The organism is Bacteroidota bacterium (assembly GCA_035506275.1).
GTDB lineage: Bacteria > Bacteroidota > Ignavibacteria > UBA10030 > UBA8401 > JAGVPT01.
Window position 1 is genome coordinate 275,495 of sequence record DATJPT010000019.1, and the last position, 24,140, is coordinate 299,634.

The 24,140-nt window shown below is 53.5% G+C and carries 22 protein-coding genes; 17 read left to right on the forward strand and 5 right to left on the reverse strand.

Going from position 1 to position 24,140, the window contains the following annotated elements; genetic code table 11:
• Positions 1-80 precede the first annotated feature (80 nt).
• From VMF88_14485 to acpS, 11 genes are all read left to right on the forward strand, one after another.
• Complete coding sequence (locus VMF88_14485; protein ID HTY12265.1) at positions 81-1,139, forward strand: glycosyltransferase family 9 protein; 1,059 nt, start codon at positions 81-83, stop codon at positions 1,137-1,139.
• The gene (locus tag VMF88_14490; protein HTY12266.1) at positions 1,140-3,053 is read left to right on the forward strand and encodes an adenylate/guanylate cyclase domain-containing protein; all 1,914 of its coding nucleotides are present in this window, start codon (positions 1,140-1,142) and stop codon (positions 3,051-3,053) included. It abuts the gene before it with no gap.
• Positions 3,054-3,220: 167 nt separating this feature from the next.
• Positions 3,221-3,643 (forward strand): hypothetical protein, encoded by a 423-nt coding sequence (locus tag VMF88_14495; GenBank protein HTY12267.1) that lies wholly within the window; start codon positions 3,221-3,223, stop codon positions 3,641-3,643.
• The gene (locus VMF88_14500; GenBank protein ID HTY12268.1) at positions 3,640-3,861 is read left to right on the forward strand and encodes a hypothetical protein; all 222 of its coding nucleotides are present in this window, start codon (positions 3,640-3,642) and stop codon (positions 3,859-3,861) included. The genes VMF88_14495 and VMF88_14500 overlap by 4 nt, the downstream gene beginning before the upstream one ends.
• A gap of 21 nt (positions 3,862-3,882) precedes the next feature.
• Positions 3,883-5,298, forward strand: a complete 1,416-nt coding sequence (locus VMF88_14505; protein ID HTY12269.1) for a Glu/Leu/Phe/Val dehydrogenase dimerization domain-containing protein — start codon at positions 3,883-3,885, stop codon at positions 5,296-5,298.
• Positions 5,299-5,360: 62 nt separating this feature from the next.
• The gene (locus VMF88_14510; GenBank protein HTY12270.1) at positions 5,361-6,605 is read left to right on the forward strand and encodes a DUF1343 domain-containing protein; all 1,245 of its coding nucleotides are present in this window, start codon (positions 5,361-5,363) and stop codon (positions 6,603-6,605) included.
• 310 nt (positions 6,606-6,915) lie between these two features.
• Entirely contained in the window at positions 6,916-7,425 is a 510-nt protein-coding gene (locus VMF88_14515) for a hypothetical protein (GenBank protein HTY12271.1), read from the forward strand.
• A 34-nt stretch (positions 7,426-7,459) separates the two neighbouring features.
• Positions 7,460-7,714, forward strand: coding sequence for a hypothetical protein (locus VMF88_14520; GenBank protein HTY12272.1), 255 nt, complete (start codon positions 7,460-7,462; stop codon positions 7,712-7,714).
• 42 nt (positions 7,715-7,756) lie between these two features.
• The gene (gene aroQ / locus VMF88_14525) at positions 7,757-8,194 is read left to right on the forward strand and encodes a type II 3-dehydroquinate dehydratase (protein ID HTY12273.1); all 438 of its coding nucleotides are present in this window, start codon (positions 7,757-7,759) and stop codon (positions 8,192-8,194) included.
• Positions 8,191-8,880, forward strand: coding sequence for a TIGR02253 family HAD-type hydrolase (locus VMF88_14530; GenBank protein ID HTY12274.1), 690 nt, complete (start codon positions 8,191-8,193; stop codon positions 8,878-8,880). The genes aroQ and VMF88_14530 overlap by 4 nt, the downstream gene beginning before the upstream one ends.
• Positions 8,881-8,915: 35 nt before the next feature.
• The gene (gene acpS, locus VMF88_14535) at positions 8,916-9,296 is read left to right on the forward strand and encodes a holo-ACP synthase (GenBank protein HTY12275.1); all 381 of its coding nucleotides are present in this window, start codon (positions 8,916-8,918) and stop codon (positions 9,294-9,296) included.
• Positions 9,297-9,519: 223 nt separating this feature from the next.
• Here acpS and VMF88_14540 read toward each other — a convergent pair whose 3' ends face one another.
• Genes VMF88_14540 through rlmN form a run of 3 tightly spaced genes read right to left on the reverse strand, consistent with a single transcriptional unit; the run spans position 9,520 to position 12,167 of the window.
• Positions 9,520-10,308, reverse strand: a complete 789-nt coding sequence (locus tag VMF88_14540; protein ID HTY12276.1) for a glycerophosphodiester phosphodiesterase family protein — start codon at positions 10,306-10,308, stop codon at positions 9,520-9,522.
• Between the two features lie 9 nt (positions 10,309-10,317).
• On the reverse strand, positions 10,318-10,962 hold the full coding sequence (locus VMF88_14545; protein ID HTY12277.1) for an adenylate kinase: 645 nt from the start codon (positions 10,960-10,962) through the stop codon (positions 10,318-10,320).
• A 59-nt stretch (positions 10,963-11,021) separates the two neighbouring features.
• On the reverse strand, positions 11,022-12,167 hold the full coding sequence (rlmN, locus tag VMF88_14550; protein ID HTY12278.1) for a 23S rRNA (adenine(2503)-C(2))-methyltransferase RlmN: 1,146 nt from the start codon (positions 12,165-12,167) through the stop codon (positions 11,022-11,024).
• Positions 12,168-12,391: 224 nt separating this feature from the next.
• On the opposite strand from rlmN, the gene uvrA reads away from it, so the two are divergent.
• On the forward strand, positions 12,392-15,226 hold the full coding sequence (uvrA, locus tag VMF88_14555) for an excinuclease ABC subunit UvrA (protein HTY12279.1): 2,835 nt from the start codon (positions 12,392-12,394) through the stop codon (positions 15,224-15,226).
• A gap of 71 nt (positions 15,227-15,297) precedes the next feature.
• Here uvrA and VMF88_14560 read toward each other — a convergent pair whose 3' ends face one another.
• Complete coding sequence (locus tag VMF88_14560) at positions 15,298-16,056, reverse strand: hypothetical protein (protein HTY12280.1); 759 nt, start codon at positions 16,054-16,056, stop codon at positions 15,298-15,300.
• A gap of 65 nt (positions 16,057-16,121) precedes the next feature.
• Positions 16,122-17,294, reverse strand: coding sequence for a class I SAM-dependent rRNA methyltransferase (locus VMF88_14565; protein HTY12281.1), 1,173 nt, complete (start codon positions 17,292-17,294; stop codon positions 16,122-16,124).
• A 910-nt stretch (positions 17,295-18,204) separates the two neighbouring features.
• Between VMF88_14565 and VMF88_14570 the strand changes: the two genes are divergently transcribed.
• From VMF88_14570 to VMF88_14590, 5 genes are all read left to right on the forward strand, one after another.
• The gene (locus tag VMF88_14570) at positions 18,205-19,257 is read left to right on the forward strand and encodes a class I fructose-bisphosphate aldolase (GenBank protein HTY12282.1); all 1,053 of its coding nucleotides are present in this window, start codon (positions 18,205-18,207) and stop codon (positions 19,255-19,257) included.
• Positions 19,258-19,372: 115 nt separating this feature from the next.
• Entirely contained in the window at positions 19,373-20,758 is a 1,386-nt protein-coding gene (locus VMF88_14575) for a cation diffusion facilitator family transporter (GenBank protein ID HTY12283.1), read from the forward strand.
• A gap of 60 nt (positions 20,759-20,818) precedes the next feature.
• Positions 20,819-21,496, forward strand: coding sequence for an HAD family hydrolase (locus VMF88_14580; GenBank protein HTY12284.1), 678 nt, complete (start codon positions 20,819-20,821; stop codon positions 21,494-21,496).
• Positions 21,497-21,533: 37 nt separating this feature from the next.
• Positions 21,534-22,565 (forward strand): Gfo/Idh/MocA family oxidoreductase, encoded by a 1,032-nt coding sequence (locus VMF88_14585; GenBank protein HTY12285.1) that lies wholly within the window; start codon positions 21,534-21,536, stop codon positions 22,563-22,565.
• A 7-nt stretch (positions 22,566-22,572) separates the two neighbouring features.
• Positions 22,573-23,997, forward strand: coding sequence for a CCA tRNA nucleotidyltransferase (locus VMF88_14590; GenBank protein ID HTY12286.1), 1,425 nt, complete (start codon positions 22,573-22,575; stop codon positions 23,995-23,997).
• Positions 23,998-24,140: the final 143 nt, after the last annotated feature.

Sequence of the window (24,140 nt, forward strand, 5' to 3'; positions counted from 1 at the left end):
ATCAAGATGTCCTTCGCCTGTTCTCGTTGCAAGTGGAATGGCAAAACTGTATTTTGGATGACGCTAAAAAAGACATCGATGTGAAACGAACATTACCTAATAAAACAGTTGTCTTTAGATTAAGTTCCATCGGCGACATCGTTTTAACCTCTCCTTTGCTGAGAGTGCTGAGGGGAGCGGCCGGTCCGAAGACGAGAATCGATTTTGTCGTCAAAAAGGAATTTGCCGAGCTGGTGAAATTCAGCCACCGCCTGTCGGTCGTTCATGAACTGGATGATTCCAGAGGATTCCCGGCGCTGCAGGAATTGAAAGAGACTCTCCGTGCCGAGCAATACGACCTTGTCATCGACCTTCACAGCTCTCTGCGGACCATTTATTTGCGTAATTTTTGCAATACCAAGGAAGTTCTGACGATCGATAAACGGCTGTATGAACGATGGCAGTTGGTTCACTTCAAACGGAACATCTACGGGGAGAACGTTCATGTCGCCGACCGCTACATCGAATCGGTCAAGGATTTCGGTGTTTCCAACGACGGCAAAGGGCTTGAGCTGTTCATTCCCGATGAGATCCAATTCGGCGTCTCGGGAAAAATGGCCAAACTCCGGCTCAACGAATTCGAAAAAGTCCTCGGCGTCTGCCCGGGGGCAAAGCATTTTACGAAACGCTGGCAGAAGGAGAAATTTGCCGAGGTGTGCGGAAAAATTGCGAAGGAATACCGCGCCAAGGTGCTGGTGTTCGGAGGAGGAGAAGATAAAGAGGATGGTGATGGAATCGTTTCCCATGTCAACCGAAATGTCTCCGCGGATGCAGCGGTGAATTTTGCCGGGGCGATGTCCCTGCTTGAAGTCGCCGCCGCGATGGAGTTCTGCGATGTGGTGCTGACGAACGACACCGGCCTGATGCACATCGCCTGCGCCCGTCAGCGGAAGGTTGTCGCTGTCTTTGGCTCGACGGTCAAAGAATTCGGCTTTGCCCCTTACGGGACGGAATCGGTCGTCATCGAGAACAGGTCCCTCGGCTGTCGTCCCTGCTCGCATATCGGCAGAAGCGAATGTCCGAAGGGGCACTTTAGGTGCATGAGCGAGATCAGCGCAGATGAAGTGGGGCGCTCTGTGATCCAATTCCTTAGAAGATAAATGTATACCACTCTCGTCCGGAAAATCATCCGCGCTGTCGTTGTCGGAACGTCGCTTGCCGTGATCCCAGCCGTTCCGTTCTACATCTACACCTTCAGCGCAACACCGCGTCAGCTTGCAATTCTGCTGCCGCTGTTCATTCCGGCGCTCGTGTCGATGCTGCTGGCGGATGTCCTGATGATCCATCGGTATTTGAAACCGATCAGGGAGTTCTATCTCAGCGAAGAATCCGGCAGCCCCCTTGCAAACGATGACCTCTATCGTGCGAAACAACGCGCGCTGAATTTTCCTGTCTTTGCGGTGCTGCGGGTTTTTCTCCCCCACGCGATCATCGGCTCGGGGGTTTTCAATCTGTTCATAGTTCTGGCGAACCGTTATCTCTCCCTCGGCATCAGTCCGGGCGACTTTGTCATGTACTGGGTGATCAACCTGACCGTCGTTCCGGTCGCGCATGCGGTCTATGAATATTTTGAATTCTCCAAGGCGATGATTCCGACGCTGCAGCGGCTCGAAACACGAGCGCCGTTGCTTCCGGAACAATATCTTTCGCGCGTTGTTGACGTGCGCCTCGCGACAAAGGTCATCGTCATTTTCACGATGCTGGGGTTGGCGCCGTTGTTTATCTTGGGCGTCAGTCTGAACAAGAAACATACAAGCCTGCTCATCGAAAAAGAACAGGATTATCTGTGCCACGAGGCGAGGCTGTTCTCAATGTTCCTCCCCGGAACTGATTCTCCCCGGCGGCAGGGCATCGTCTCTGCCTCCGGTGAAGGGGAAACCGTTATTGTAAAGGATGCATCGGGCGGACTGTCGTTTTCGGGTCCGAGCCTCGAGGATTTTCAAAAAGCCCGCGTGCTGAAGTTCTTTGATGAAAAGGCGGCGACGTTGTCGGACGCCGGTATCATCGCAGCCAAAGTGCCATCCTCTGACGGCAGGATGATCGTATGCGTCGCAGTTTCGCTGGATCGTATAACGGCGGAATCGTCGTCGCTCCGCGGGGGGACCATATCAATTATTGTCGCGTCGATGCTGCTGCTGGGAGCGCTTCTCGTTCTTGTCGCCCGGGACATCAACCAATCGACCAGAATGCTTGTTGCCGGTTTGAAAGAGGTCGAAGAGGGTTCGTTCGACCATGAAGTGAAAATTTATTCGACGGACGAGTTTTCGACGATCGGGGATGGCTTTAACCGGATGATCGCCGGATTGCGCGAGAGGAATTTCATCAAAGATACCTTCGGGAAGTATGTTGCTCCGACCGTCATGGAAAAGATCCTTCATGAGGGAGTCAACGCCGAAGGAGGACAGGGTTTCCGTCTTGGTGGAGAACGGCGCACCGTGACAATATTGATGTCCGACATCAGGGATTTCACGAAACGGACGGAAGAATCAAACGCTGAAATGCTTGTCGACGTTTTGAACAAATATCTGGAAAGAATGGTCTCAGTTGTCGAACGCTACGACGGCACGGTCGACAAGTATATCGGCGATGCGCTGATGGTGCTTTTTGGAGCTCCGCTCGCGAAAGATGATGACCCTGACCGCGCAGTGCAGGCTGCGTTTGCCATGCGCGCCGAGCTTGCCCGCTTGAATGAGGAGTTAAAACGTTCTTCACGGGCAAAGTTTTCTCCCATTCGAATCGGCATCGGAATCCACACCGGTGAGGTGATCGCAGGGAGCGTCGGATCCCCCAACAGACTTGAATATACCGTCATCGGCGATGCAGTCAACCTTGCCTCGCGCATCGAAGGGCTGACCAAGCAATTCAGGACAGACATCCTCGTATCAGAAGCTACCGTCGGGGTTTTAAAAGGATCCTACCCGCTAACGAGACTTCGCCGCACAAAAGTGAAAGGGAAGAAGGGGGGAGTCGTAGTCTATAAGACCGGGAAATTCGCTATTTCCTCCAGTAAATAAGGGGTTTCATCCCTCATTGGGGACCTCAAGCAACGACATCTGCCGCTCAATCCACTCCATTCCGAACGACTCTTCCCGTAAGAGCATTTTTATTGATTCTCTTTTGAAGATGCTCTATATTGAAACCGTCAAAAAATTACCCGATAAGCCACTCCCAAAAACTGTGCATGATCGTCAGTCAACAAACGGAGTCCTTTGTTGCATCGCTCCAGGACTACTCACGTCATGCCTTGCGCCATTCTCCCGACCTCGCTTCACTTATTGAACTTTCCCGGCTTCATCATCAGGAGCAGGTTTTGGACGATCTGTCGTTTCTTTCAAAATTTCTCGTCAACACCGACAGCGTGATGAAAAGAATCGGGATCGGTGGCGAGGGGTACAGCAAGCTGTCGTTCGAGTTCACAGAGAACCTTGAAAAGGCATCGACGCTGATCCGCCTGCTTGTCAAAGAAGCGCCCGATGAGGTCAAAAAACATTTTATGTCGGCATATTTTGGAATGACGCACGACGGGTTAACCGCATTGATGGAATTGCTGCATGACATTGCCTGGCTGAAAAATTGGGAGATCGACCATCGAATGTCCGAATGAATGTCTCTCAGGATGAGAACATTGCCCTTGTGCTCCGGCAGGCGCGAAACCTTCTTGCCGTCGCAGTAGTAATGATGGCTGCGCTGGATCTCATCGATCCGCCGTTTTCGTCCTTCCGCATCATCCTGAATTTTCTTGTTCTTGTGATCCTTGTCTTTACGTTGTTTCGAATTCATCGGTTCGTCGTCGCGTTGAAATCATCTACCCCTACTCTCTAAGCGGTCCGAAAGGAGCTTGCGATGGCTCGTAAAATAAAAAGAAGAAACAAGGTTCGGAGCAGGAAAAAGACTGTACGTGCCCCAAAAAAGAAGCTGCCTGTGAAGAAAGGGAAGAAGAAGGCATTGAAGAAAAAAGCGCTACCCCTTGCTCCGAAACCGTCGGCAGCGCCGCCGTCTCGCACCGCTCAACCCCCCGCGAAACCGATTACGTCGTATGACGTCGTGCTGCATAATTTCGACATTGCTGCCGCAAAGCTCCAACTCAGCGACGAATTGAAGCAGCTTATTAAAACACCCGACCGCGAGCTGCGGGTCGAAATTCCGATCATCATGGACAACGGTAAACTAAATACGCTGATCGGCTATCGCGTTCAGCACAACAATGCACGGGGACCGAATAAAGGTGGCATCCGTTATCACCCCGATGTGGACCTTGATGAAGTGCGCGCCCTCTCATCGCTGATGACGTGGAAGACCGCCGTGGTTGACATTCCCTTCGGCGGAGCGAAGGGAGGGATCGCAGTCGACCCGCGCCAGTTTTCTAAAGGCGAGCTCGAACGGCTGACGCGCGTCTTTACCCAAAAAATAGACTGCATCATCGGTCCCTCGGAGGATATTCCCGCGCCGGACGTCAACACGAACGCTCAAGTTATGTCCTGGATGATGGACCAGTACAGCAGACGGCATGGCCACACGCCGGCTGTCGTGACCGGCAAGCCGGTTGAGTTAGGGGGATCGGTGGGACGGGATGAAGCAACGGGACGCGGCGTCTGCATTGCGTTGCGCGAAACTTCAAAATCAATGAAATTTGATTTGAAGAAAATGTCGATCGCAATTCAGGGGTTCGGCAACGTTGGCGCACACACCGCGAGGATCCTGGAAGAGGAGTTCGGCGCAAAAGTTGTCGCCGTCAGCGATGTGAAAGGGGGAATCTACAACCCGCGCGGGATCCGTTTCAAGGATGCCATGGAACACCTCGTTGAAACGGGTTCTGTTGTCGGCCTGAAAGGGGGCGCAAAAATTTCGAACAGCGAGCTGCTTGAGCTGAAATGTGATGTCCTCATTCCCGCCGCCCTTGGCGGACAATTGCACGGAAAAAATGCCGACCGTGTCCAAGCAAAGCTGATCGTCGAAGCCGCGAACGGACCTACGACGTACGAAGCGGACGAGATCTTTGCAGCAAAGAAGATTCCCGTTGTCCCGGACATTTATGCCAATGCGGGAGGCGTGACTGTGAGCTACTTTGAATGGGCGCAGAACCTTCAGCAGTTCCGCTGGGACTATTCCCGAGTTGTCGCGGAGCTCGAAAAAGTCATGACGAGAAGTTTCGCCGACGTGGAGAAAACATCGGAGAAGTATAATGTCACGATGAGGATCGGGGCGTATATTCTCGCACTCGACCGCGTCGCGAAAGCGACGGAATTGCGTGGAATCTAGCGCAAATCGAGGCCCACGGGGCGTTGTTGCGATATTGAATTGTTGAGCATGCAGGTTCCTCGATGGCGAAGTTTTTCATTTTTTTGATTCTTGCATCAACGGCAGCATCTCAAACTCCTCATGAACCTGCGCCGGCGGTGCGCACCGGAATCGACGTTCTTGTCGAGAACGATTTTTCCATCCTCAAAGGAAAACACGTCGGCCTCATTACCAATCCGACGGGCGTTACGGCCGGTCTCATCTCCGCTGCAGACATTTTTTCGCACGCCGACCAATTGAAACTGGTCGCCCTGTTCGCTCCCGAGCATGGCATACGCGGTGATGCCGTGGCCGGCAGCCGCATTGATTCCTACATCGACTCAGCAACCGGCGTTCCGGTGTACTCACTCTACGGCAAGACGACAAAGCCGACCGGTGAAATGCTCAAGGGAATCGATGTCCTGGTCTACGATATACAGGACATCGGTGTCCGGTCGTATACCTTCATCAGCACGATGGCGAACGCCATGAGTGCGGCGGCAGAACATAATATTGAATTCGTTGTTCTCGACCGTCCAGATCCTTTGACCGGGAACAAGGTCGAGGGGAATGTCCTCGACCCAAAGTTCAAGTCGTTCGTCGGTTTGTTTCCCATCCCGTATGTTTATGGAATGACCTGCGGCGAGCTCGCTTCATTGTTGAACAATGAAGGATGGCTTGAAGGAGGGAAAAAATGCAAGCTCGCGGTCGTAAAAATGGAAGGATGGAACCGGTCGATGTGGTGGGAAGACACCGGGCTTCAGTGGGTTCCGACATCGCCGCATATTCCATTTGCCGCGACAGCGTTGTTCTGTGCGGCAACAGGAATCATCGGTGAGCTTGAAGGGTTGAATGTCGGCGTCGGTTATACGATGCCATTTCAAGTCGTTGGTGCTCCATGGGTCGACGGTAAGGCATTGGCTCGCACATTGAACAGCAAATATATCGCGGGGGTCCATTTCCGGCCGGTCGTCTATACTCCGTTCTACGGACCGATGCAAGGGAAACAAGTGAACGGAGTTGAGATCCATCTGATGGACCGGGAACAAGCCGACCTGGTGAATATTCAATTGTATATTCTGCAGGCGATCGACGATTTTTATCCGGACCGGGACGTTCTTTCACATTCGGATTCTTCGCGTGTGCGGATGTTCGACCGCGTGATGGGAACCGATGCGGTCAGGATCGCGTTGGAACAAAAAGTTCCGGTGCCGACGATCGTCGCGGAGTGGAAAAGAGAGGTCGAGGCATTCCTGCCGATTCGGAAAAAATATCTTCTATACGAATAGGCGGTTGGATGAAAAAGTTTAAGTGGTGTCTCAATTTGACAGAGTTCCCTTCTTTCTGAGATCCGAAGGAATGCTCCAAAGGAATCCGTTGGACCTTCGGGAAATCCTTCGATCGAATCCTGCCCGCGCGCCGATCTCTCGAACACGTGTGAAGGAAGGCATTGCAAGGGTTCCGACTTTCCCGAAGGGATTCTTCGGACGCGAGGTTCTTCTTTCTCTGGCAAGAGAGAAAGCAGAGAGGGTTATCAAATTCAGGCTGAGACGCCGGCAAAAGTTTGCAATTCGGGGAGATTTATTCTAATTTTACCCAATGCAAAAGCTTAGTACGAGGATTTCGCTGTTTGTTCTTATCGTCAGCGCGGTAGTGTGGCTTGGAGCGGTGAACGTCAGGGCCGTAATTGGCAACGAGCTTTTGAATTTCGGCACGCTTGAGTTCAAGGACCACCTCGACGCCGGCCTTGAACGGGAAGTGTTCAGGCTTATCAGTCTGACGTCGGTGATCGTGATCGCCGGATACCTGGCCACGTTTGTCAGCGCGGTTGTGTTCGTGCGGACGACGACGCTCAGCCTTAAACGCAACGGCTGGCTCATGATGAGCGCGCTCATCTTTTTTATTTTTTCTCCCGTCGAGTTCTACACGCTCGTTCTCGACTGGAAAATGATCACCCTTGATTTCTTTTCTAACGCTGCGCCGACGGATTTTAGAGTATTGTTCATCCACCGGCTTGCGGCGCTGGCAGGAATGCCGATCATCGCGCTGTTGTCCTATTATACGATCGTCGGACTTGCGATCTGGCAGCCGTTGAAGAAGCCGGAATGAACGACAACATGGAATTGATGCCCATCGTATGACAGTGGAAGAAACATTATCAGAGCTGGAGACGGTCGCCCGGGACATGGGCGTGACCATCCGCTATGAGAAGGGGGATTTTGACGGCGGGTACTGCCTTCTCAAGGATGCGCGGATCATCGTTGTGAACAAAAAACTCAACCCCAACAAGAAAGCATCGGTGATCTCGCAGGCGTTCGGCGAACTCGGGATCGAAAATATCTACATCAAGCCGGCGGTTCGTCTCTTCATAGAAGACGAACTCGTGCGTGCGCGGTAAGCCCTCACTCTGGGAACAATATAACGGTTCGACAAGAAGTCCATGAATATTCTCGTCATTAACGGCCCGAATCTTAATTTGCTCGGGAGGCGCGAGCCGGAGATCTACGGCAGCCAAACGCTGAAGGATATTGAGGACGATTTGACGAAAGCATTTCCTCGGGTTCGCTTCACGTTCTTTCAATCGAACCATGAGGGAGCGATCATCGACCGCCTGCAAACCGCCCAGCCCGATAAGAACGACGGCGTTGTCCTGAATGCCGCGGCGTATACTCATTATTCGTACGCGATTCGCGATGCGATCGCGGCGCTGACGATTCCCGTCATCGAAGTACACATTTCCAATATTCACTTGCGGGAAGAGTTTCGGAAAAATTCCGTCACTGCTCCGGTTTGCAAGGCACAAATTTCAGGGTTTGGCGTCGACGGCTACCGCATCGCCGTCGAAACACTCATCCAACATTCAGCGCCCGTCTCATGATCAAAGCCGTCGTTTTCGACCTCGACAATACTCTCGTCGACTTCATGCAGATGAAACGCCAGGCAATCGATGCGGCGATCAACGCAATGATCGACGCAGGGTTGAACCTGAGCCGCAAGGAGATTCAGTCGCGCATCGATGCTATCTATAAAGAGCGGGGAATGGAATTCCAGAATGTGTTCGACCAGCTGCTGTACGGCGAATTCCAGAAAATGGATTACAAGATCTTGTCCGCCGGGGTCATTGCGTATCGCCGTGCACGTGAAGCCGCGCTCGTTCCGTATCCGCACGTGTATATGACGCTCATGGAACTCTTGAAGATGGGCATTCGGCTTGCCGTCGTCTCCGATGCTCCGGCGCGTGAAGCATGGCTGCGGCTATCGTATCTCAATTTCCACCACATCTTCGACCATGTTGTTACGTTCGAAGATACCGGCCAGCGGAAACCGCATGAAGCCCCCTTCCGCCGCGCATTGGAGCTCCTCAGGGTCGAGCCGGCAGAAGCGCTGATGGTGGGAGACTGGGAGGAACGGGACGTCGTCGGCGCCGCAAAAGTCGGGATGAAGACGGTCTTCGCCCGCTATGGCGATACTTTCGGCACTGTCGATTCCAACGCGGATTTTGAAGTGGATGACATTGCTGAATTGATCGATGTCGTGCGGAATGAAAACAGCATGAGACTATAGACCTCAATGTTCATTGTTGGCCGGAGAAACAGAACGTGATTCAAGGAATCGGCGTAGACCTGATCGAAATCCAGCGGATTCAATCGTCGATCGACGAGTTCGGTGAGACGTTTCTTCGGAAGATTTTTACCGACGCAGAAATTGCGTACTGCCGTTCGCGAAAAAATCCCGCGCAGCATTTTGCCGCGCGCTTCGCGGCTAAGGAAGCGGTCAGCAAGGCGCTTTCGACGGGATGGAGCGGAGAATTTGAGTGGAAAAATGTGGAAGTGACGAACGAGCTGTCGGGGAAACCGAATGTCACGCTGCACGGTTCGACGGCGGCGGCCTTAAAGAAAAGCAGGGTTCATCTCACTCTCTCTCATTCTGAAACCGCGGTCGCTGCGTTTGCCGTCATCGAGGTTGATGGTCCGGTGTAGCGCCGGTGTTCCCGCCTTTGCTGTTGCTGCCGTGCTGCTCGTTTGAATGTACCTTCGATCGCCGAGCGATCCCTCACCCCCCATCGTAAGTTTCACATGGATGTCCGACCCCCGGGTGTCCTCCGCTGTGTCGATGCTGATCCATATCCGCACCGGCAGCCACGCCTTGATCCAGCCGCGGTGGAATATTCCCTCCGTACGGAGGAGAGGAGCGGTGAGCTTTTCAACGGAGGAGGGAAGCGATCGCGCTTTTGACCATGGCTGGATTGTCGGCAATGATTCCGTCGGCTCCGAGATGCACCATGCGCGCCACGTCCCGTTCGGATTTCACGCCGTAGACATAAACGCGGCAATCCGCCTTATGCGCGTCGTGCATAACGTCGCCGTTAAGCTGATATTTGCTGCAGATAAAGATGTCGGCATGGGCGCGGGCCGCCAACTGGGAGGGGGAGTGACGGAAATCCGCGATCGGATTGTAAAGAATTCCGGTGACGATGCTGCTGTCGATGCGTTTGATTGCCCTCATCGTGGAATGGTTGAAGGATGAAAACATAATACGATGGGTGGCTTTGAATTTTGCTATAAGGCGGACGATTTCTTCTTCCACCGAGAAACCGTCGAGTCCCACGACATCGGGCTTGATTTCTATGTTGATACCGATGCCCCGTTTGGTGAGGGGAAGAATGTCTTTAAGAAGCGGGATCCTCTCGCGGGAGAATTTTCGGGAAAACCAGGTTCCGTTATCGAAGCCGGAGAGCTCCTTTGCGGTGAACTTTTTCAGCGGACCGTGTCCGTCGGAGGTTCGATTGAGTTTTTTGTCGTGGAAAACGACAAATTCGTTGTCTGCCGATAGCCGCACGTCGAGCTCGAACATGTCGGCTTTTGCTTCGACGGCTTTATGAAATGCGGCGAGCGAATTTTCCGGCGCCTCCTCTGAAAATCCCCGATGCGCAATGACGACCGGCGCATCGCTGGAGCCGAGATTCCGGAATATTTTTTTTGAAGAAGCCATGGGCCTCAATTAGTTCTGCAGTACCGACAACAGCCGCTGGATAATGTCGACGATCTCTCCGACCCCGTTGACGTTCTGAAGAAGCCCCAGATCCTGGTAATACTTTTTGACGGGCTCGGTTTCTGTGCGGTAAATTTCCAGGCGTTTCCGTATCGTGTCCGGCGTATCGTCTCCCCGTTCCGCGAGCTCGCCTCCGCACTTGAAGCATTTATCCGCCGTGCTGAAATGGTCGATCTCGGAATTATAGATCTTCCCGCAGCTTTTGCAGACCAGCCGCTTGGTCAGCCGGTCAACGATCTCCTGTTCGTCCACTTCAAGGTTGATCACCTTGTGGACTTTGATATGCAGCTCCTTGAAGATCGGATGAAGCGCCTTTGCCTGAGCCACCGTTCTCGGAAATCCGTCGAGGATGAATCCGTTTTTGCAGCGGTCGGTCTGGAGGATATCTTTGATCAGGCCGATCATGACGTTGTCGGGAACCAGCTTCCCCTTTGCCATGAATTCGTTGGCCTTGAGGCCGAGCGGCGTCTTCTCATTGATCGCATCGCGCAGGATGTCGCCGGTCGAAATGTGAGGGATGTGGTAGATGTGGGAGAGTATCTTCGCCTGCGTCCCTTTGCCGACGCCAGGAGCTCCAAAGAGGATAATATTCATAGTCTGGTTTCACAATTGAGAGGCTGCTGATTACAAATTTTGTTAATTGTCGTTGACGCTTACGCCGCTTCACTCTTTACCGCGAGCTGGCCGCATGCGGCGTCGATATCCTCACCGGCGCTGTGGCGGACGAACACCGGGATGCCGGCGTCCCGGAGCTTTTTGGCAAACCGGGTGATTCTTTCCTGCGGCGATCCTTTCAGCGACGCAGAAAATCCGCGCGGGTTGGTGAACACGATCGAATGGAACGGGATCAGGTTCACTCTGCACGGAAAACGGCGCGATGCTTTGATGATCTTCTTGACGTCATCGTCGCCGTCGTTGACCCCGTCGAAAAGAATATATTCGAACATGACATTTTTCCGCGTCTTGTGCGAGTAGTATTCGAGCGCGTCGAGCAGCTCTTCGACGGGGAATTTTTTCGTGATGGGCATCAGCCGGGTGCGGGTCTCGTTGTCCAATGAATGGAGCGAGAGCGCCAGCTTCGGTTTCCGCCCTTCATCCGCCATCCGCTTGATCTGTTCGGCATAACCGGCGGTGGAGATGGTGATGCGCCGCGGACTGATTCCCATGCCGAATTCCGACGAGAGAATATCGACCGACGTCATCACGTTGTCGTAATTCAGCATCGGTTCCCCCATCCCCATGTAAACGACATTCGTGATCGGCTTGCTGCTCATTGCCTGCACCGTCAGTACCTGGTCAACGATCTCTCCGGCGGCGAGGTTTCTGCTGAAACCCATTGTCGCCGTTGCGCAGAACTTGCAGTCGAGCGGGCATCCGACCTGGGTCGAGATGCAGAGCGTCAGCCTTTTTTCGGCGTCGACCGATTCCTTTCGCGGCGGAATCAGGACGCTCTCTATTTTCATTCCATCCGACAGCCCGAAAAGAAATTTTATCGTCCCGTCGGATCCGGAACGCTGCTGGTCTGCGACGGCAAGCCGATCGATCGCTGCTTCCCGGGTAAGCTGTTCGCGAAGCCGCTGCGACAGCGTCGTCATCGCGTCGAATGACGACACCCGTTGCTTGTACAGCCAGGTGAAAATTTGCTTCGCCCGGTATTTTGGCTCGCCTATTGAAGCAACAAAAGCTTCCAGCTGATCCAGCGGAAGCCCTTTGAGGTTTGTCTTGCCCATCTTCCCGAAAAAATTCCCACCAATGTAGCCATTTTTGGCGAGTGAAGCAAGGAGGGAAATTCCGGACATTCGGCTGAAAAGTTACCGCTTGACCCTGCAAAATGAGTCACGACCCGGATTACAACGCCATTCTCACAGGCTGCTGATGTGTGGGAGTTGCGCAAGCTGTAATAAAGAGTTTCGGCCAGCTCACTTCATTAGCCCGCATTGCATTCTCCGCCAATCCTTGCAAATAATTTGTATTATCGCTATCCTTCATCGAATTCTTTTCAGTTTTTTCTCCCCCAAAAGTAATGCCGAAAAAAGAAGAAGCAGCGGTATCTTCAAAAAAACATGAGGCAACTCCTGCCGGGAAGGATGTTCTCAGCATCCGCGGCGCGCGTGTGCACAACCTGAAGAACATCAGCATTGACATCCCGCGGAACAAGCTGGTCGTCATCACCGGGGTCAGCGGCTCCGGAAAATCGAGCCTCGCGTTCGATACCATCTATGCGGAGGGTCAGCGCCGGTACGTCGAAAGCCTTTCGTCGTATGCCCGTCAGTTCTTGGAGCGCATGGATAAGCCGGATGTCGACATGATCCAGGGGATGAGTCCCGCCATCGCCATCGAGCAAAAAACCAACACCCGCAACCCCCGATCGACGGTCGCAACGACGACAGAGATCTACGATTATCTCCGCCTCCTTTTTGCCCGCGTCGGAAAAACATACTGCCGCGTCTGCGGACGGGTGATCACGCGCGACTCTGTCCATTCTGTGGTCGACCGGGTATTGCAGGAAGAGGACGGCGCGAAATTTTATGTGACGTTCCCGATGCGGGAACACGAAGGGCACACGTTGAAAGAAGAGCTCGCCGCATTGAAGAAACGCGGTTTCTTCCGCCTGATCGTCAACGGCGAATTGATCGACCTGAACGAGCGGTCGTACACTTCTTCAAAGAAGGGGATCTTCGTTCTCGTCGACCGCTATGTTCTGAGGAAGAGCGAGAAAGCGAGCGAAACGCGGCTGGCCGATTCGATTCAAACCGCTTTTGTCGAGGGGGACGGCTATTGCATGCTCTATAATTTGGGGAACAAGGAGCAGCTCTCGTTTAACCAGCATTTCGAATGTCCCGTCGACCACATCCGGTATGAAGAGCCGGAGCCGCATCTTTTTTCGTTCAACAATCCGATCGGGGCTTGTCCCAAGTGCCAGGGATTCGGCCGCGCCGTCGGACTGGACATGGACCTGATCGTTCCCAACAAAGAAAAATCGCTGCGCGACGGCGCGATCCAGCCGTGGACCACGCCGAAATTCCGCGAGAATCTGCGCGACCTCTTTTCGATCGCCGTCGATGCAAAGGTTCCGATGAATGTCCCGTTTTCCAAACTCACCCCCGAGCAGCTGGGCATCGTCATGAACGGCTACGGCCGCCAGTTCGACGGCATCAACGGCTTCTTTAAAATGGTCGAGAGGAAGGCGTATAAAATTCAGTACCGCGTCTTGCTGAGCAAGTACCGCGGCTATACGACATGCGATGAATGCGGAGGAGCGCGGCTCCGCAAGGATGCGCTCGATGTCAAGATTTGCGGCTCTACGATCGCCGGCGTCGTTGAAATGACCATCGAAGCGGCGGATGAATTTTTCAGAAAAGCCGAATTCTCCGATTTTGAGCTGAGCGTTTGCAAGAGAATTTTGGACGAGATCCAAAAGCGCCTCCGCTATTTGGTCGATGTCGGCCTCGGCTATATCACGCTCGACCGGCTTTCGTCGACTCTTTCCGGAGGAGAATCCCAGCGGATCAACCTTGCAACGTCCATCGGCTCATCGCTTGTCGGGTCGATCTACGTGCTGGACGAGCCGAGCATCGGCCTTCATCCGCTCGACAACGACCGGCTGATCCGCATCCTCAAATCGCTCCGCGACATCGGCAATACGGTGCTGGTGGTCGAACACGATTCCGATATGATGAGGGAAGCGGACGTGCTTATCGACATGGGACCGAAGGCGGGAGAACACGGCGGCGAGGTCACTTTTTTTGGGCCATACAAGGATTGCATCGCCGACAGTTCGTCTCTCACCGGGAAATATCTCGGCGGGAAGTTGTCGATTCCTATTCCGAAAGCACGAAGAAAGAAAAGCTCCGCGTCGGTGAAAGTATTGAACGCTTTCGAGCATAACTTGAGAAATATCGACGTGACGATTCCGCTGAACATGTTCGTCTGCATCACCGGCGTCAGCGGGTCGGGGAAGAGTACGCTCGTCCACGAGGTTCTTTATCAAGGATTGAAGAAGAAACTGCAGGCGGAAGGGGGCGGAGTGTTGGGCGCCGGCTCGATCGAAGGGTTCGAGCATCTCTCGGCGGTCGAGCTTGTCGACCAGTCGCCGATCGGCCGTTCCCCGCGATCGAACCCGATCACCTACATCAAAGCCTTCGAGTTGATCCGCGACCTGCTTGCCGGCACCCAGGCGGCGAAGATTCACGGGTATGCGCCCGGATATTTTTCATTCAACGTTCCCGGTGGCCGCTGCGAGACCTGCGAGGGGGACGGAGTTCAGAAGATCGAAATGCAGTTCATGGCGGATTTGTACCTCACGTGCGAGAGCTGCAAAGGGAAGCGCTACAAAAAAGAAGCCCTGGACATCCGGTATAACGGAAAAAATGTCGACGATATTCTTTCAATGACCGTCAGCGAAGCGATCGATTTTTTCAAAAGCCGCGCAGACGGCCGGCGCGTTGCGCAAAAGCTCAGGATCCTCGACGATGTCGGCCTCGGTTATTTGCGGCTTGGCCAGCCTGCGACGACGCTCTCCGGCGGCGAGGCGCAGCGTGTGAAGCTCGCCGCGCATCTGACGACGCAGTTCGAGGGGCAGACGCTCTTCATTTTTGACGAACCGACGACCGGCCTCCACTTCGACGACATTGCCAAGCTGCTGAAGTGCTTCGACGCCCTTCTGGATGCGGGGCATTCCCTCCTCATCATCGAACACAACCTCGATGTCATCAAGTGCGCCGATCATGTGATCGACCTTGGACCGGGGGGAGGAGTGAATGGGGGGAAAGTTGTAGCCACTGGAAGCCCGGAAGAGATTGCGGCGAACGCTCAATCGTACACCGGACATTTTTTGAAGAAAGTTCTTTCTGCATAAAAAAATCCCCCGCCAACCATGCTCGGCAGGGAATTGTCAATCCAAGAAGCAGCGTCTGTCGGATTGGTATGCTAAAATACCGACCCGAAATTCAGCGTAATGAATAATCCCCCGAAATCTTTTTTCTTCTCGATCGATCCATCGTTGTTCTCCATGCTGTCGATGCCGTCCTGGAAATATTCGAAGTAGTAACGGATGTTGATTCCCGAAATGGTCCCTCGGTCGGAGCCGAAGTACGCCCCGAAACCGACATACCCCCCAGCAGTGTAATGCGCCTGCCCGTATCCGATGCTGTTGAAGAATTCCCTGTCGTACGGCGTTGCAAAGACGAGCGTCGGTCCGACCGCCGCATTGACATACGGCCGGAAATTGTCGAGAATCTCGTCGGCAAATAACCGGTACTGGACGCCGACGTGAAGAGGAATCAAAAGGAAGCGGTTGATCTTTCCGGGGACGATCGTTTCGCCGTCATACGTCACGTATTCAACTTCGTTTGCATCCTTCGCTTCTGAAAATCCGATCGAGAGCATCCCGAATAATTCTTCCGAGTACTCGTGCCGGTAGAATCCGCCAAGCCCGAAGCCGTCATTCGAAAGAAGGATATCCACTCCGCCGGCGTCGGCAAGAAACGCCGTTTGCTGCGTCGGGATCAGGTCTTTGTTCGGCGATTCGAAGACGATGTTCGTGTCGGGGTTGCTTTTCTCGTTCAGTCCTCTGAGCGAGAAAAATGGCATTGTTCCCGGCGCCGCATCCTGAGAAAATGCAGAGGCGGCCGGCAAGAGAACGATGGCCGCCGACCGGCAGGCAATTGAGAAGAGTGATCGTTTCATAATGCGCTCCTGTTAGAGAGTCAGCTATCTAAACAATTTCCGGGATAAAGAGTTTCATGGTATCATCACTCGACCGAAAGCAAGGCAAACTTCAGATATTTGGTCTCCGGCATCGCGGGCAAGGTCGGGTGGTCCGGCGCCGCCCCGCCGAAATCGAGCAGTCTCACTTTCCGTCCCGCTTTGACAGCGCTGTCATTAATAATGTTTAAGAATGTCGTTTCCTCTATATGGTGAGAACAAGAAGCGGTGGCAAGAGTCCCGCCTGAGCGGAGGATTTTCATGGCGCCGGCGTTGAGCTCTTTGTAACCCTTCACGGCGGTCGCGACGGTCTTTCGGTTCTTTGTAAAGGAAGGGGGGTCGAGGACGACAAGATCGTACTCTTTCTTCTGGCCTGCCAACGCTTCGAAAACATCGGCGCATAGGAACGTCGCCGAATGGATATTGTTCAAGGTCGCGTTCACCTTTGATTTTTCAACCGCGTACTCGGAGCTGTCGATGCCCGTCGCAGAACGCGCCCCGAAATGCGCAGCATAGATCCCGAACCCTCCTTCATTGCAAAAACAGTCGAGAACTTCGGCATCTTTTGAAAAGGGCCGAAGCGCCGCGCGATTTTCTCTTTGGTCGAGGAAGAAACCGGTTTTTTGCCCTTCCAGCAGGTCCACGCGGAATTTAAGGTCGTGCAGTTCGATGATCGTCGGCTCGACGGTACCGCGGAGGATCCCTTTCCGGGCCGGCAGCTCTTCAAGCGCACGGAGCGGGGATTCGTTTCGCTCGACGATCCCTCGCGGGGAAAAAATCGAAACGAGCACATCGCAGATCAGTGTCAGCCGCGAATCCATTCCTGAAGAAAAAGTCTGGACCGAAAGGTACTCGTTGTACTTATCGATGATCAATCCGGAAAGAAAATCGCTCTCCCCGTGCACGAGGCGGAACGTTGCGTTCTTGGGGTAGAGCTTTTTCCGCAAGGCAAGGGCCGAAAGTATCCGCCGCTCGAAAAACTTGAAATCGATCTCTTCGTCATCCGCGGAGAGGAACCGGGCTGCAATGAGCGAATGGGAATTGTAAAAGCCGATGCCGAGCCGCTTCATGTCGTGCCGGACGATCTCAACGATGTCGCCGCTCCGGGGAGCGCCGTTGATCGTTTGAATTTCATTGCTGAAGACCCACTGATGCCCGGCCTGAATGCGGCGCTCTTCATTCTTTTTTAGGACTATATTTTTTTTGTTGATTACAGGCATCGCGCTGCGGCGGAAATGGATGATCGATGATAGCGGTGAGGGCTTCTTGTTATGCAAAGTATCAAGAAAGAAAAGGAATGTCAAGGTAAGGTAGGGCTAGGTAGTGTCTCAATATGATAGGGATCCTTTCTTTCCGAGAAAGAAAGGATCAAAAGAAATCTCTCGTCCGAAGGATCCCTTCGGGGAAAATCGTAACGCGCGGATTCAATCCCAGCCGCACCCCCGCCAATTTCGGTGCAAACAAGTTTTTTGAATATCATCATATGGGACTATTGCACCGAAATTGGAACCCTTCGATTGAATCCTTCCCCCCGCTCGCATCCGACGATTTCGAAACGTGGTCAAAATGCCGCTGGAATTTCAAGCGAGGAATCGGCGGATATGTGCGTTGGGTGCGATGCGCGCGTTAAGAAAACGGCAAGCTTGTGAGTCGGCATGAGGGGCCGTTTTCTTGGGCATGTGCGAAGGAAAGCATCGCGAGGGTTCCGATTCCGAGAGGCTCTTCCCGCTTTCCAAAACTATGAAAGGCGGGATCCCGTAAAGCGGGACTTTGCTTCTTTCTCTGGCTGCAGAGAAAGAAGACGGATTTGGCAAAATTCATACTGAGGCACCACCTAGTGTTACAGTTCCACATTAGAAGCGATTGGGAACGGAGTAAGACAAGCAAGCGGAGCGAGAGGGGAAATTCTCAAGCTGTAGCACCAACCAAGGTAGGCGATGCAAGAAAGGGGGAGTGAGTTTCATCCGAAAAATCGTGTGCATGATCTTTTTTGAAATAATTGAAATCGCCCCGGCTCGGTTCCGCGGCTGGTCCCGCGTCGAAAATGCCCTTGCAACACATTCCGTACTTTCGTATATTTTCAAGGATGCAGCACCACTGAACTTGAAACTTTTTTTATCGGAGATGAATATGGCTTTAGATTTTCAAAAACTTCTGGGAGCTGATGTCAAGCTTCTTGAACACAAATGCACCACGATTCCGAAGGAATCGCTTCATTTACCCGGCCCGAATTTTGTTGACTCGGTCTATGCGTTGTCCGACCGCCCGACGCCCGTGTTGAAGAGCCTTCAGGCGCTCTTCGATAACGGCCGGTTGGCCAAAACCGGCTACCTTTCCATCCTCCCTGTCGACCAGGGGATCGAGCACTCCGGCGGCGCTTCGTTCGCCCCCAACCCGGCCTATTTCGACCCGGAGAATATCGTAAAGCTTGCGATCGAAGGAGGAGCGAACGCTGTCGCCTCCACGCTTGGCGTGTTGGGAGCGGTTGCCAGGAAATATGCGCACAAGATTCCGTTCATTCTGAAGATCAATCACAATGAATTTCTTTCCTATCCCAACACGTACGACCAGACACTCTTCGCAAGCGTGAAGCAGGCGTATTGGATGGGAGCGGTTGCGGTCGGCGCCACGGTCTATTTTGGCTCTGCTGAATCCCGCAGGCAAATCTGGGAAGTGAGCCAGGCCTTCCAGCATGCGCATGAACTCGGCATGGGCACGATCTTATGGTGCTACACAAGGAATAACGCGTTTAAGACGAAGGAAAAAGATTATCACGTTTCTGCCGACCTCACCGGACAGGCGAACCATCTCGGCGTGACGATCGAAGCCGACATCATCAAGCAGAAATTGCCGGAGAACAACGGCGGTTACACGGCGCTCAATTTCGGCAAGACCAGCAAGCTGGTCTATGAGAAGCTGACCACCGATAATCCGATCGACCTTACGAGGTACCAGGTCGCCAATTGCTATATGGGCCGGGCCGGATTGATCAATTCGGGGGGCGCATCGTCCGGCGCAAGCGACCTTGCCGAGGCAGTGCGCACGGCAGTCATCAACAAGCGTGCTGGCGGAACCGGACTCATCTCCGGCCGTAAAGCGTTCCAGCGTCCGATGAACGAAGGCGTGCAGATCCTGAATGCAATTCAGGATGTGTATCTGTCGAAAGAAGTGACTGTTGCATAATCATCGCCGTTTGCACGTTTTTGAGCTAGACAGACAAAAGCACGTGAAGCAGAATTAAACTCGGATTGGAACAGGCGTCCCGCCGCAACGGGACGCCTTCTTTATTTTTGCTCCCATGGAACAGTCCTCAATCCAGCAGACCGAAAAATCTGCGGTGGCCCGTTCGTCCATCGCCGGAGCGTTGGTCATTACCGGCCTGAAAATTACCGTCGGCGTGTGGACTGGAAGTTTGGGAATTTTGTCGGAAGCAGCCCATTCGGGACTCGACCTGCTTGCGGCCATTGTCACTTTTTTTGCGGTGAAATTTTCAGCTCGGCCGGCCGATAAGACGCATCTCTACGGCCATGGCAAGATCGAAAGCTTCTCCGCCCTCATCGAAACGGTTCTCCTGTTGATCACCTGCCTGTTGATCATCGATGAGGCGGTCAAGCGATTGCTCTACCGCACGGTCGAAATTGAAGTGAACTTTTGGAGTTTCTTCGTCATCATCCTGTCGATCGCGGTGGATGTCTCGAGGTCGCGGGCGTTGCGCAAAGTTGCAGTGAAGTACAAAAGTCAGGCGCTTGAGGCGGACGCACTTCATTTCGGAACCGATGTTTGGAGTTCGGGAGTTGTGCTGTTCGGGCTTGTTCTGACATTTTTGAAAATTCCCGTTGCCGACTCTATCGCCGCATTGATCGTCGCGATCATCGTTATCGGAGTTTCCTTTTCACTCGGCAAAAGGACGGTGGACGAGCTTCTCGACCGCGCGCCGGCAGGCATCGAAGAAAAAGTGAAACATGCCGCCGAAGGGCTGGCGGGAGTGCAGAGTGTCGGGAATGTCCGGGTCCGGAATTCCGGCCCGCAGACCTTTGTCGATTTAACGCTGCACCTTAAGCGGACGATGCCGTTCGAAGCGGCCAACACGCTTGTCCACGTCGTCGAAAAAGAGATTCAGAGCATACTGCCGAATGCCGACATCGTTATCCACCCCGAGCCGACAGAGACATCCGACGAGACGATCGTCGACAAGGTCAAACTCCTTCTGTCGAAGAAAGGCCTCAGTACGCACGACGTTCAGGCATTTCAGGTGGACGGGAGATACCAGGTCGAGTTCCACCTCGAATTCGGACAGCAGCACGAATTTGTGCGCGTTCATTCGATCGTCGATGAAGCGGAATCGCTGGTGAAGAACGAGATTCCGAATGTTGCCTCGGTGATCGTTCATATTGAAGATTCCCGGGAAAGAGTCTTCGAATCGACCGACGTTACTCGGGCTTCGAAAGAACTTATCGAAAGAATTATGGAGCTGGGGCGGGCCCAGCAGGGAGTCCAGGAGTGCAGCATTCTTTCGGTGCTGGACGTCCGGGGGAAATACCGTGTGGCGATGAAATGCATCGTCGACAAACGGCTCTCGCTCGAGGATGTGCATATGATTTCCACCGCACTTGAGAACAAGATCATGGTGGAATTTCCCCTGATTCAGGAGACGAACATCCATGCCGAGCCGTCCGTAGAGTAAACCCGAAATTCATAGAAAGATGAAATCAATCCGTTGGACCAAAAAACATCACGACATCCTTTGAAGTGCGTCATCTTCGATATGGACGGCACGTTAACACAGACGAACCTGTTGATCTTTGAATCATTCAACCATATCGCCGAAGAATACCTGAAGAAACGCCTGACTCCGCCGGAGATCATTTCGTTGTTCGGCCCCCCCGAGGAAGAAGCGATCCAGAAGATCATCGGCACGGGAAACCTCGCGATTGCCATGGAAAAGTACTACAGGTTTTATCAGGAACGGCACAACGAGCTTGCCTCGCTTTACCCCGGAATTCGGGAAATTCTTGAGATCCTCAGGATGAAGAAAGTTGCCATAGCCCTTTTTACGGGCAAGGGGAGACGCACAACCGATATCACCATGCAAAAACTCGGCATCGAGCAGTTCTTTGACCTCACTGTCACCGGCGACGACGTTGACCATTTTAAGCCGTCCGGAGACGGAATCAGGAAAATATTGCGGAAGTGTTCGCTGCAGCCGGACGAGGCGGTGATGGTCGGCGACGCCGTTGCCGATATTAAAGCCGCCCACGAATGCGGGGTGCCCGTTGCCGCTGTTGTATGGGACTCATACGGCAAAGAGTCGGTGATGAAGGAAACGACCGATTTTCTTTTCCACAGCGTGGACGAATTGCGCTCCTGGCTGGAGCAGAGAATCGATCACAATGAGCGGTCAGCAATCAACGATGAACAATGAACACGAAACTTCAGCAGCAAAAGCGAGAGTGTAATTTATGATGCAGAACGGCGCACCGCACACCACGAGCGTTCGGAGTCCTTTGAGAACCGGAGTTGTCGGCATCGGGCATCTCGGGTCCCTGCACGCCAAAATGTATTCCGAAATTCCGGGCGCGGAGTTCGTCGGGGCATTCGATACCGATAAAGCAAAATGTGATTCCGCCGTTTCTCAATTCCGGGGTGCGAGGTCGTTTTCAAGCTTCGATGAGCTGCTGGCGAACGCAGAAGCAGTGAGCGTCGCGACGGTGACCTCCCAGCACTATGAAGTTGCCAAACGGGCGTTGAATGCCGGCGTCCACGTGCTGATCGAAAAACCGATCACTCAAACGGTGGCGGAGGCGGAAGAATTGATTGCCCTTGCAGCGGCGAAGGGGTGCATCATTCAGGTCGGTCACATTGAACGATTCAACCCGGCTATTCTTGCCCTTGAGTCGTACGACCTGAAGCCGATGTTTATCGAATCGCATCGCCTGGCGCAGTTCAACCCGCGCGGCACCGATGTCGCGGTCGTGCTCGATCTGATGATCCACGACATCGACGTGATCCTGAGCCTCGTCCGCTCGCCGGTTGCCCGGATCGATGCTAACGGCGTCGCGGTCGTCTCCGATTCTGTCGACATTGCGAACGCGCGGCTCCAGTTTGAGAACGGATGCGTTGCCAATGTGACCGCCAGCCGGATCTCGCAGAATAAAATGCGCAAGATGAGAATGTTCCAGCAAAATGGGTACATCTCCATCGATTTTCTCCAGGGACTTGCGGAAGTGTTCCGTCTTGTTGATGACGGAGCGGGCCGGGGACAGACGACGATGTTGCTGGGCCAGATCGGCGAGGGAAAGAAGAAACGAAATATTGTTTACGAACAGCCGGAAGTGAAAGACGTCAACGCGCTGAAGTACGAGCTGGAATCGTTCGTCGCCTCCGTCAGGGAAAAAAAGGAACCTGTGGTCTCCGGTATCGACGGAAAACTGGCCCTCGAGGTGGCCCAAAGAATTTTGAATTCTATTCAAGTGCAGAAGTTCAACGTCTGATGCTCAGATGACCGGAAAGAAACAACATATTGAAATTCGGTCGAGGGAGCTTCAATCGATCGGGAAGCTCGCCGATGGGCTGGGCGTTGAGGTGTACGTTGTTGGTGGCTACGTTCGCGACAAATTGCTCGGTAAAGAAGTGCAGGACGTTGACGTTCTCGTGGTTGGCGACGGGATCGAGTTCGCTAAACGCACGGCGGAGGAATTCGGAAAACAGAGCGTGGCGACGTACGAGAATTTCGGTACCGCGATGCTGAAGACGGGGGCTCTGAAAATTGAATTTGTCGGCGCCCGCAAGGAAAGCTACTCGAGAGATACCCGCAACCCCTCCGTGGAGCCAGGTTCGCTCCAGGACGACCTCGCGCGGAGGGATTTTACCGTTAATGCGCTCGCCGCCTCGTTAAATTCTGCGACCTTGGGGGAGGTCACCGACCCGTTTGACGGACAGGCAGATCTTGAAGCGAGAATTCTCCGGACGCCCCTCGATCCGTCGAGAACTTTTACGGATGACCCGCTCCGGATCATGCGCGCGGTGAGGTTTGCATCCCAGCTCGGTTTTTCCCTCGAGAAGGAAACGCTCGAAGCGATCGCGTCGATGAAGGATCGGCTTAATATCATAGCACAGGAACGGATCACGGATGAGTTCATGAAGATCCTCTCCAGCCCGAAGCCGTCTGTCGGCCTGCGGCTGATGTTCGACACCGGCGTGATGAACATCGTGTTTCCCGAGGTCGCGGAACTCTCCGGAGTCGACCAGCGGGATGACCATCACCACAAAGATGTGTTCCTGCACACGTGCGTTGTAGTCGACAACATCGCGGCGATGACGGACAATCTCTATCTCCGTTTCACTGCGCTCGTGCACGACATCGCCAAGCCGAGGACAAAACAGTTTCGCGAAGGGATCGGGTGGACGTTCTACGGGCACGAAGAGGTCGGAGCAAGGATGGTGAAGCATATTTTCAGGAAGCTGAAGCTTCCGTTCGACAAGATTTCGTACGTGGAAAAGCTGGTGAGGCTTCATCTCCGTCCGATGGCGCTTGTCGACGAAGACGTGACCGACTCCGCCGTTCGCCGCCTTCTCTTCGATGCGGGAGAATTGATCGACGACCTGATGGTTCTTTGCAGAGCCGACATCACTTCAAAAAATCCGAAGCTCGTCAGGGAGTACACGGCAAACTACGACCTCGTTTACGGAAAGATGAAGGAGGTGGAGGAAAAGGACCGTCTGCGGGCGTTTCAGCCGCCGGTTCGCGGCGATGAGATCATGCGGGTGTGTGGTTTGGAGCCGGGTGAATTGGTCGGCATCCTGAAGTCCAAGATTGAAAACGCCATCCTCGACGGCGTCATTCCCAACGAGCATGATGCCGCGCTTCATCATCTTCTCTCTATTAAAGACGAGGTCATCCGGGAATATCAGCGCATTCCTTAAAAATCCACCATTTTCCTGCGGCGGCGCGTCCAGGGGAGACATGATTCTCTTCTTCAAAATTGTTATATTGTCTCAAAGAAATTCACGATGCTATGAAACTTTCAGTGAAACCGTGCGTCTACTAACAGGTAACGCATAATGGT

Excerpts from the sequence above, each read along its gene's own strand:
- uvrA (HTY12279.1), top strand. The coding sequence starts at position 12,392 with ATGCCGAAAAAAGAAGAAGCAGCGGTATCTTCAAAAAAACATGAGGCA.
- VMF88_14490 (HTY12266.1), top strand. The coding sequence starts at position 1,140 with ATGTATACCACTCTCGTCCGGAAAATCATCCGCGCTGTCGTTGTCGGA.
- VMF88_14515 (HTY12271.1), top strand. The coding sequence starts at position 6,916 with ATGCAAAAGCTTAGTACGAGGATTTCGCTGTTTGTTCTTATCGTCAGC.
- VMF88_14565 (HTY12281.1), bottom strand. The coding sequence starts at position 17,294 with ATGCCTGTAATCAACAAAAAAAATATAGTCCTAAAAAAGAATGAAGAG.
- rlmN (HTY12278.1), bottom strand. The coding sequence starts at position 12,167 with ATGTCCGGAATTTCCCTCCTTGCTTCACTCGCCAAAAATGGCTACATT.
- VMF88_14585 (HTY12285.1), top strand. The coding sequence starts at position 21,534 with ATGATGCAGAACGGCGCACCGCACACCACGAGCGTTCGGAGTCCTTTG.
- VMF88_14495 (HTY12267.1), top strand. The coding sequence starts at position 3,221 with ATGATCGTCAGTCAACAAACGGAGTCCTTTGTTGCATCGCTCCAGGAC.
- VMF88_14590 (HTY12286.1), top strand. The coding sequence starts at position 22,573 with ATGACCGGAAAGAAACAACATATTGAAATTCGGTCGAGGGAGCTTCAA.
- aroQ (HTY12273.1), top strand. The coding sequence starts at position 7,757 with ATGAATATTCTCGTCATTAACGGCCCGAATCTTAATTTGCTCGGGAGG.
- VMF88_14545 (HTY12277.1), bottom strand. The coding sequence starts at position 10,962 with ATGAATATTATCCTCTTTGGAGCTCCTGGCGTCGGCAAAGGGACGCAG.
- VMF88_14500 (HTY12268.1), top strand. The coding sequence starts at position 3,640 with ATGAATGTCTCTCAGGATGAGAACATTGCCCTTGTGCTCCGGCAGGCG.
- VMF88_14560 (HTY12280.1), bottom strand. The coding sequence starts at position 16,056 with ATGAAACGATCACTCTTCTCAATTGCCTGCCGGTCGGCGGCCATCGTT.
- VMF88_14530 (HTY12274.1), top strand. The coding sequence starts at position 8,191 with ATGATCAAAGCCGTCGTTTTCGACCTCGACAATACTCTCGTCGACTTC.
- VMF88_14575 (HTY12283.1), top strand. The coding sequence starts at position 19,373 with ATGGAACAGTCCTCAATCCAGCAGACCGAAAAATCTGCGGTGGCCCGT.
- VMF88_14540 (HTY12276.1), bottom strand. The coding sequence starts at position 10,308 with ATGGCTTCTTCAAAAAAAATATTCCGGAATCTCGGCTCCAGCGATGCG.
- VMF88_14570 (HTY12282.1), top strand. The coding sequence starts at position 18,205 with ATGGCTTTAGATTTTCAAAAACTTCTGGGAGCTGATGTCAAGCTTCTT.
- VMF88_14505 (HTY12269.1), top strand. The coding sequence starts at position 3,883 with ATGGCTCGTAAAATAAAAAGAAGAAACAAGGTTCGGAGCAGGAAAAAG.
- VMF88_14510 (HTY12270.1), top strand. The coding sequence starts at position 5,361 with ATGGCGAAGTTTTTCATTTTTTTGATTCTTGCATCAACGGCAGCATCT.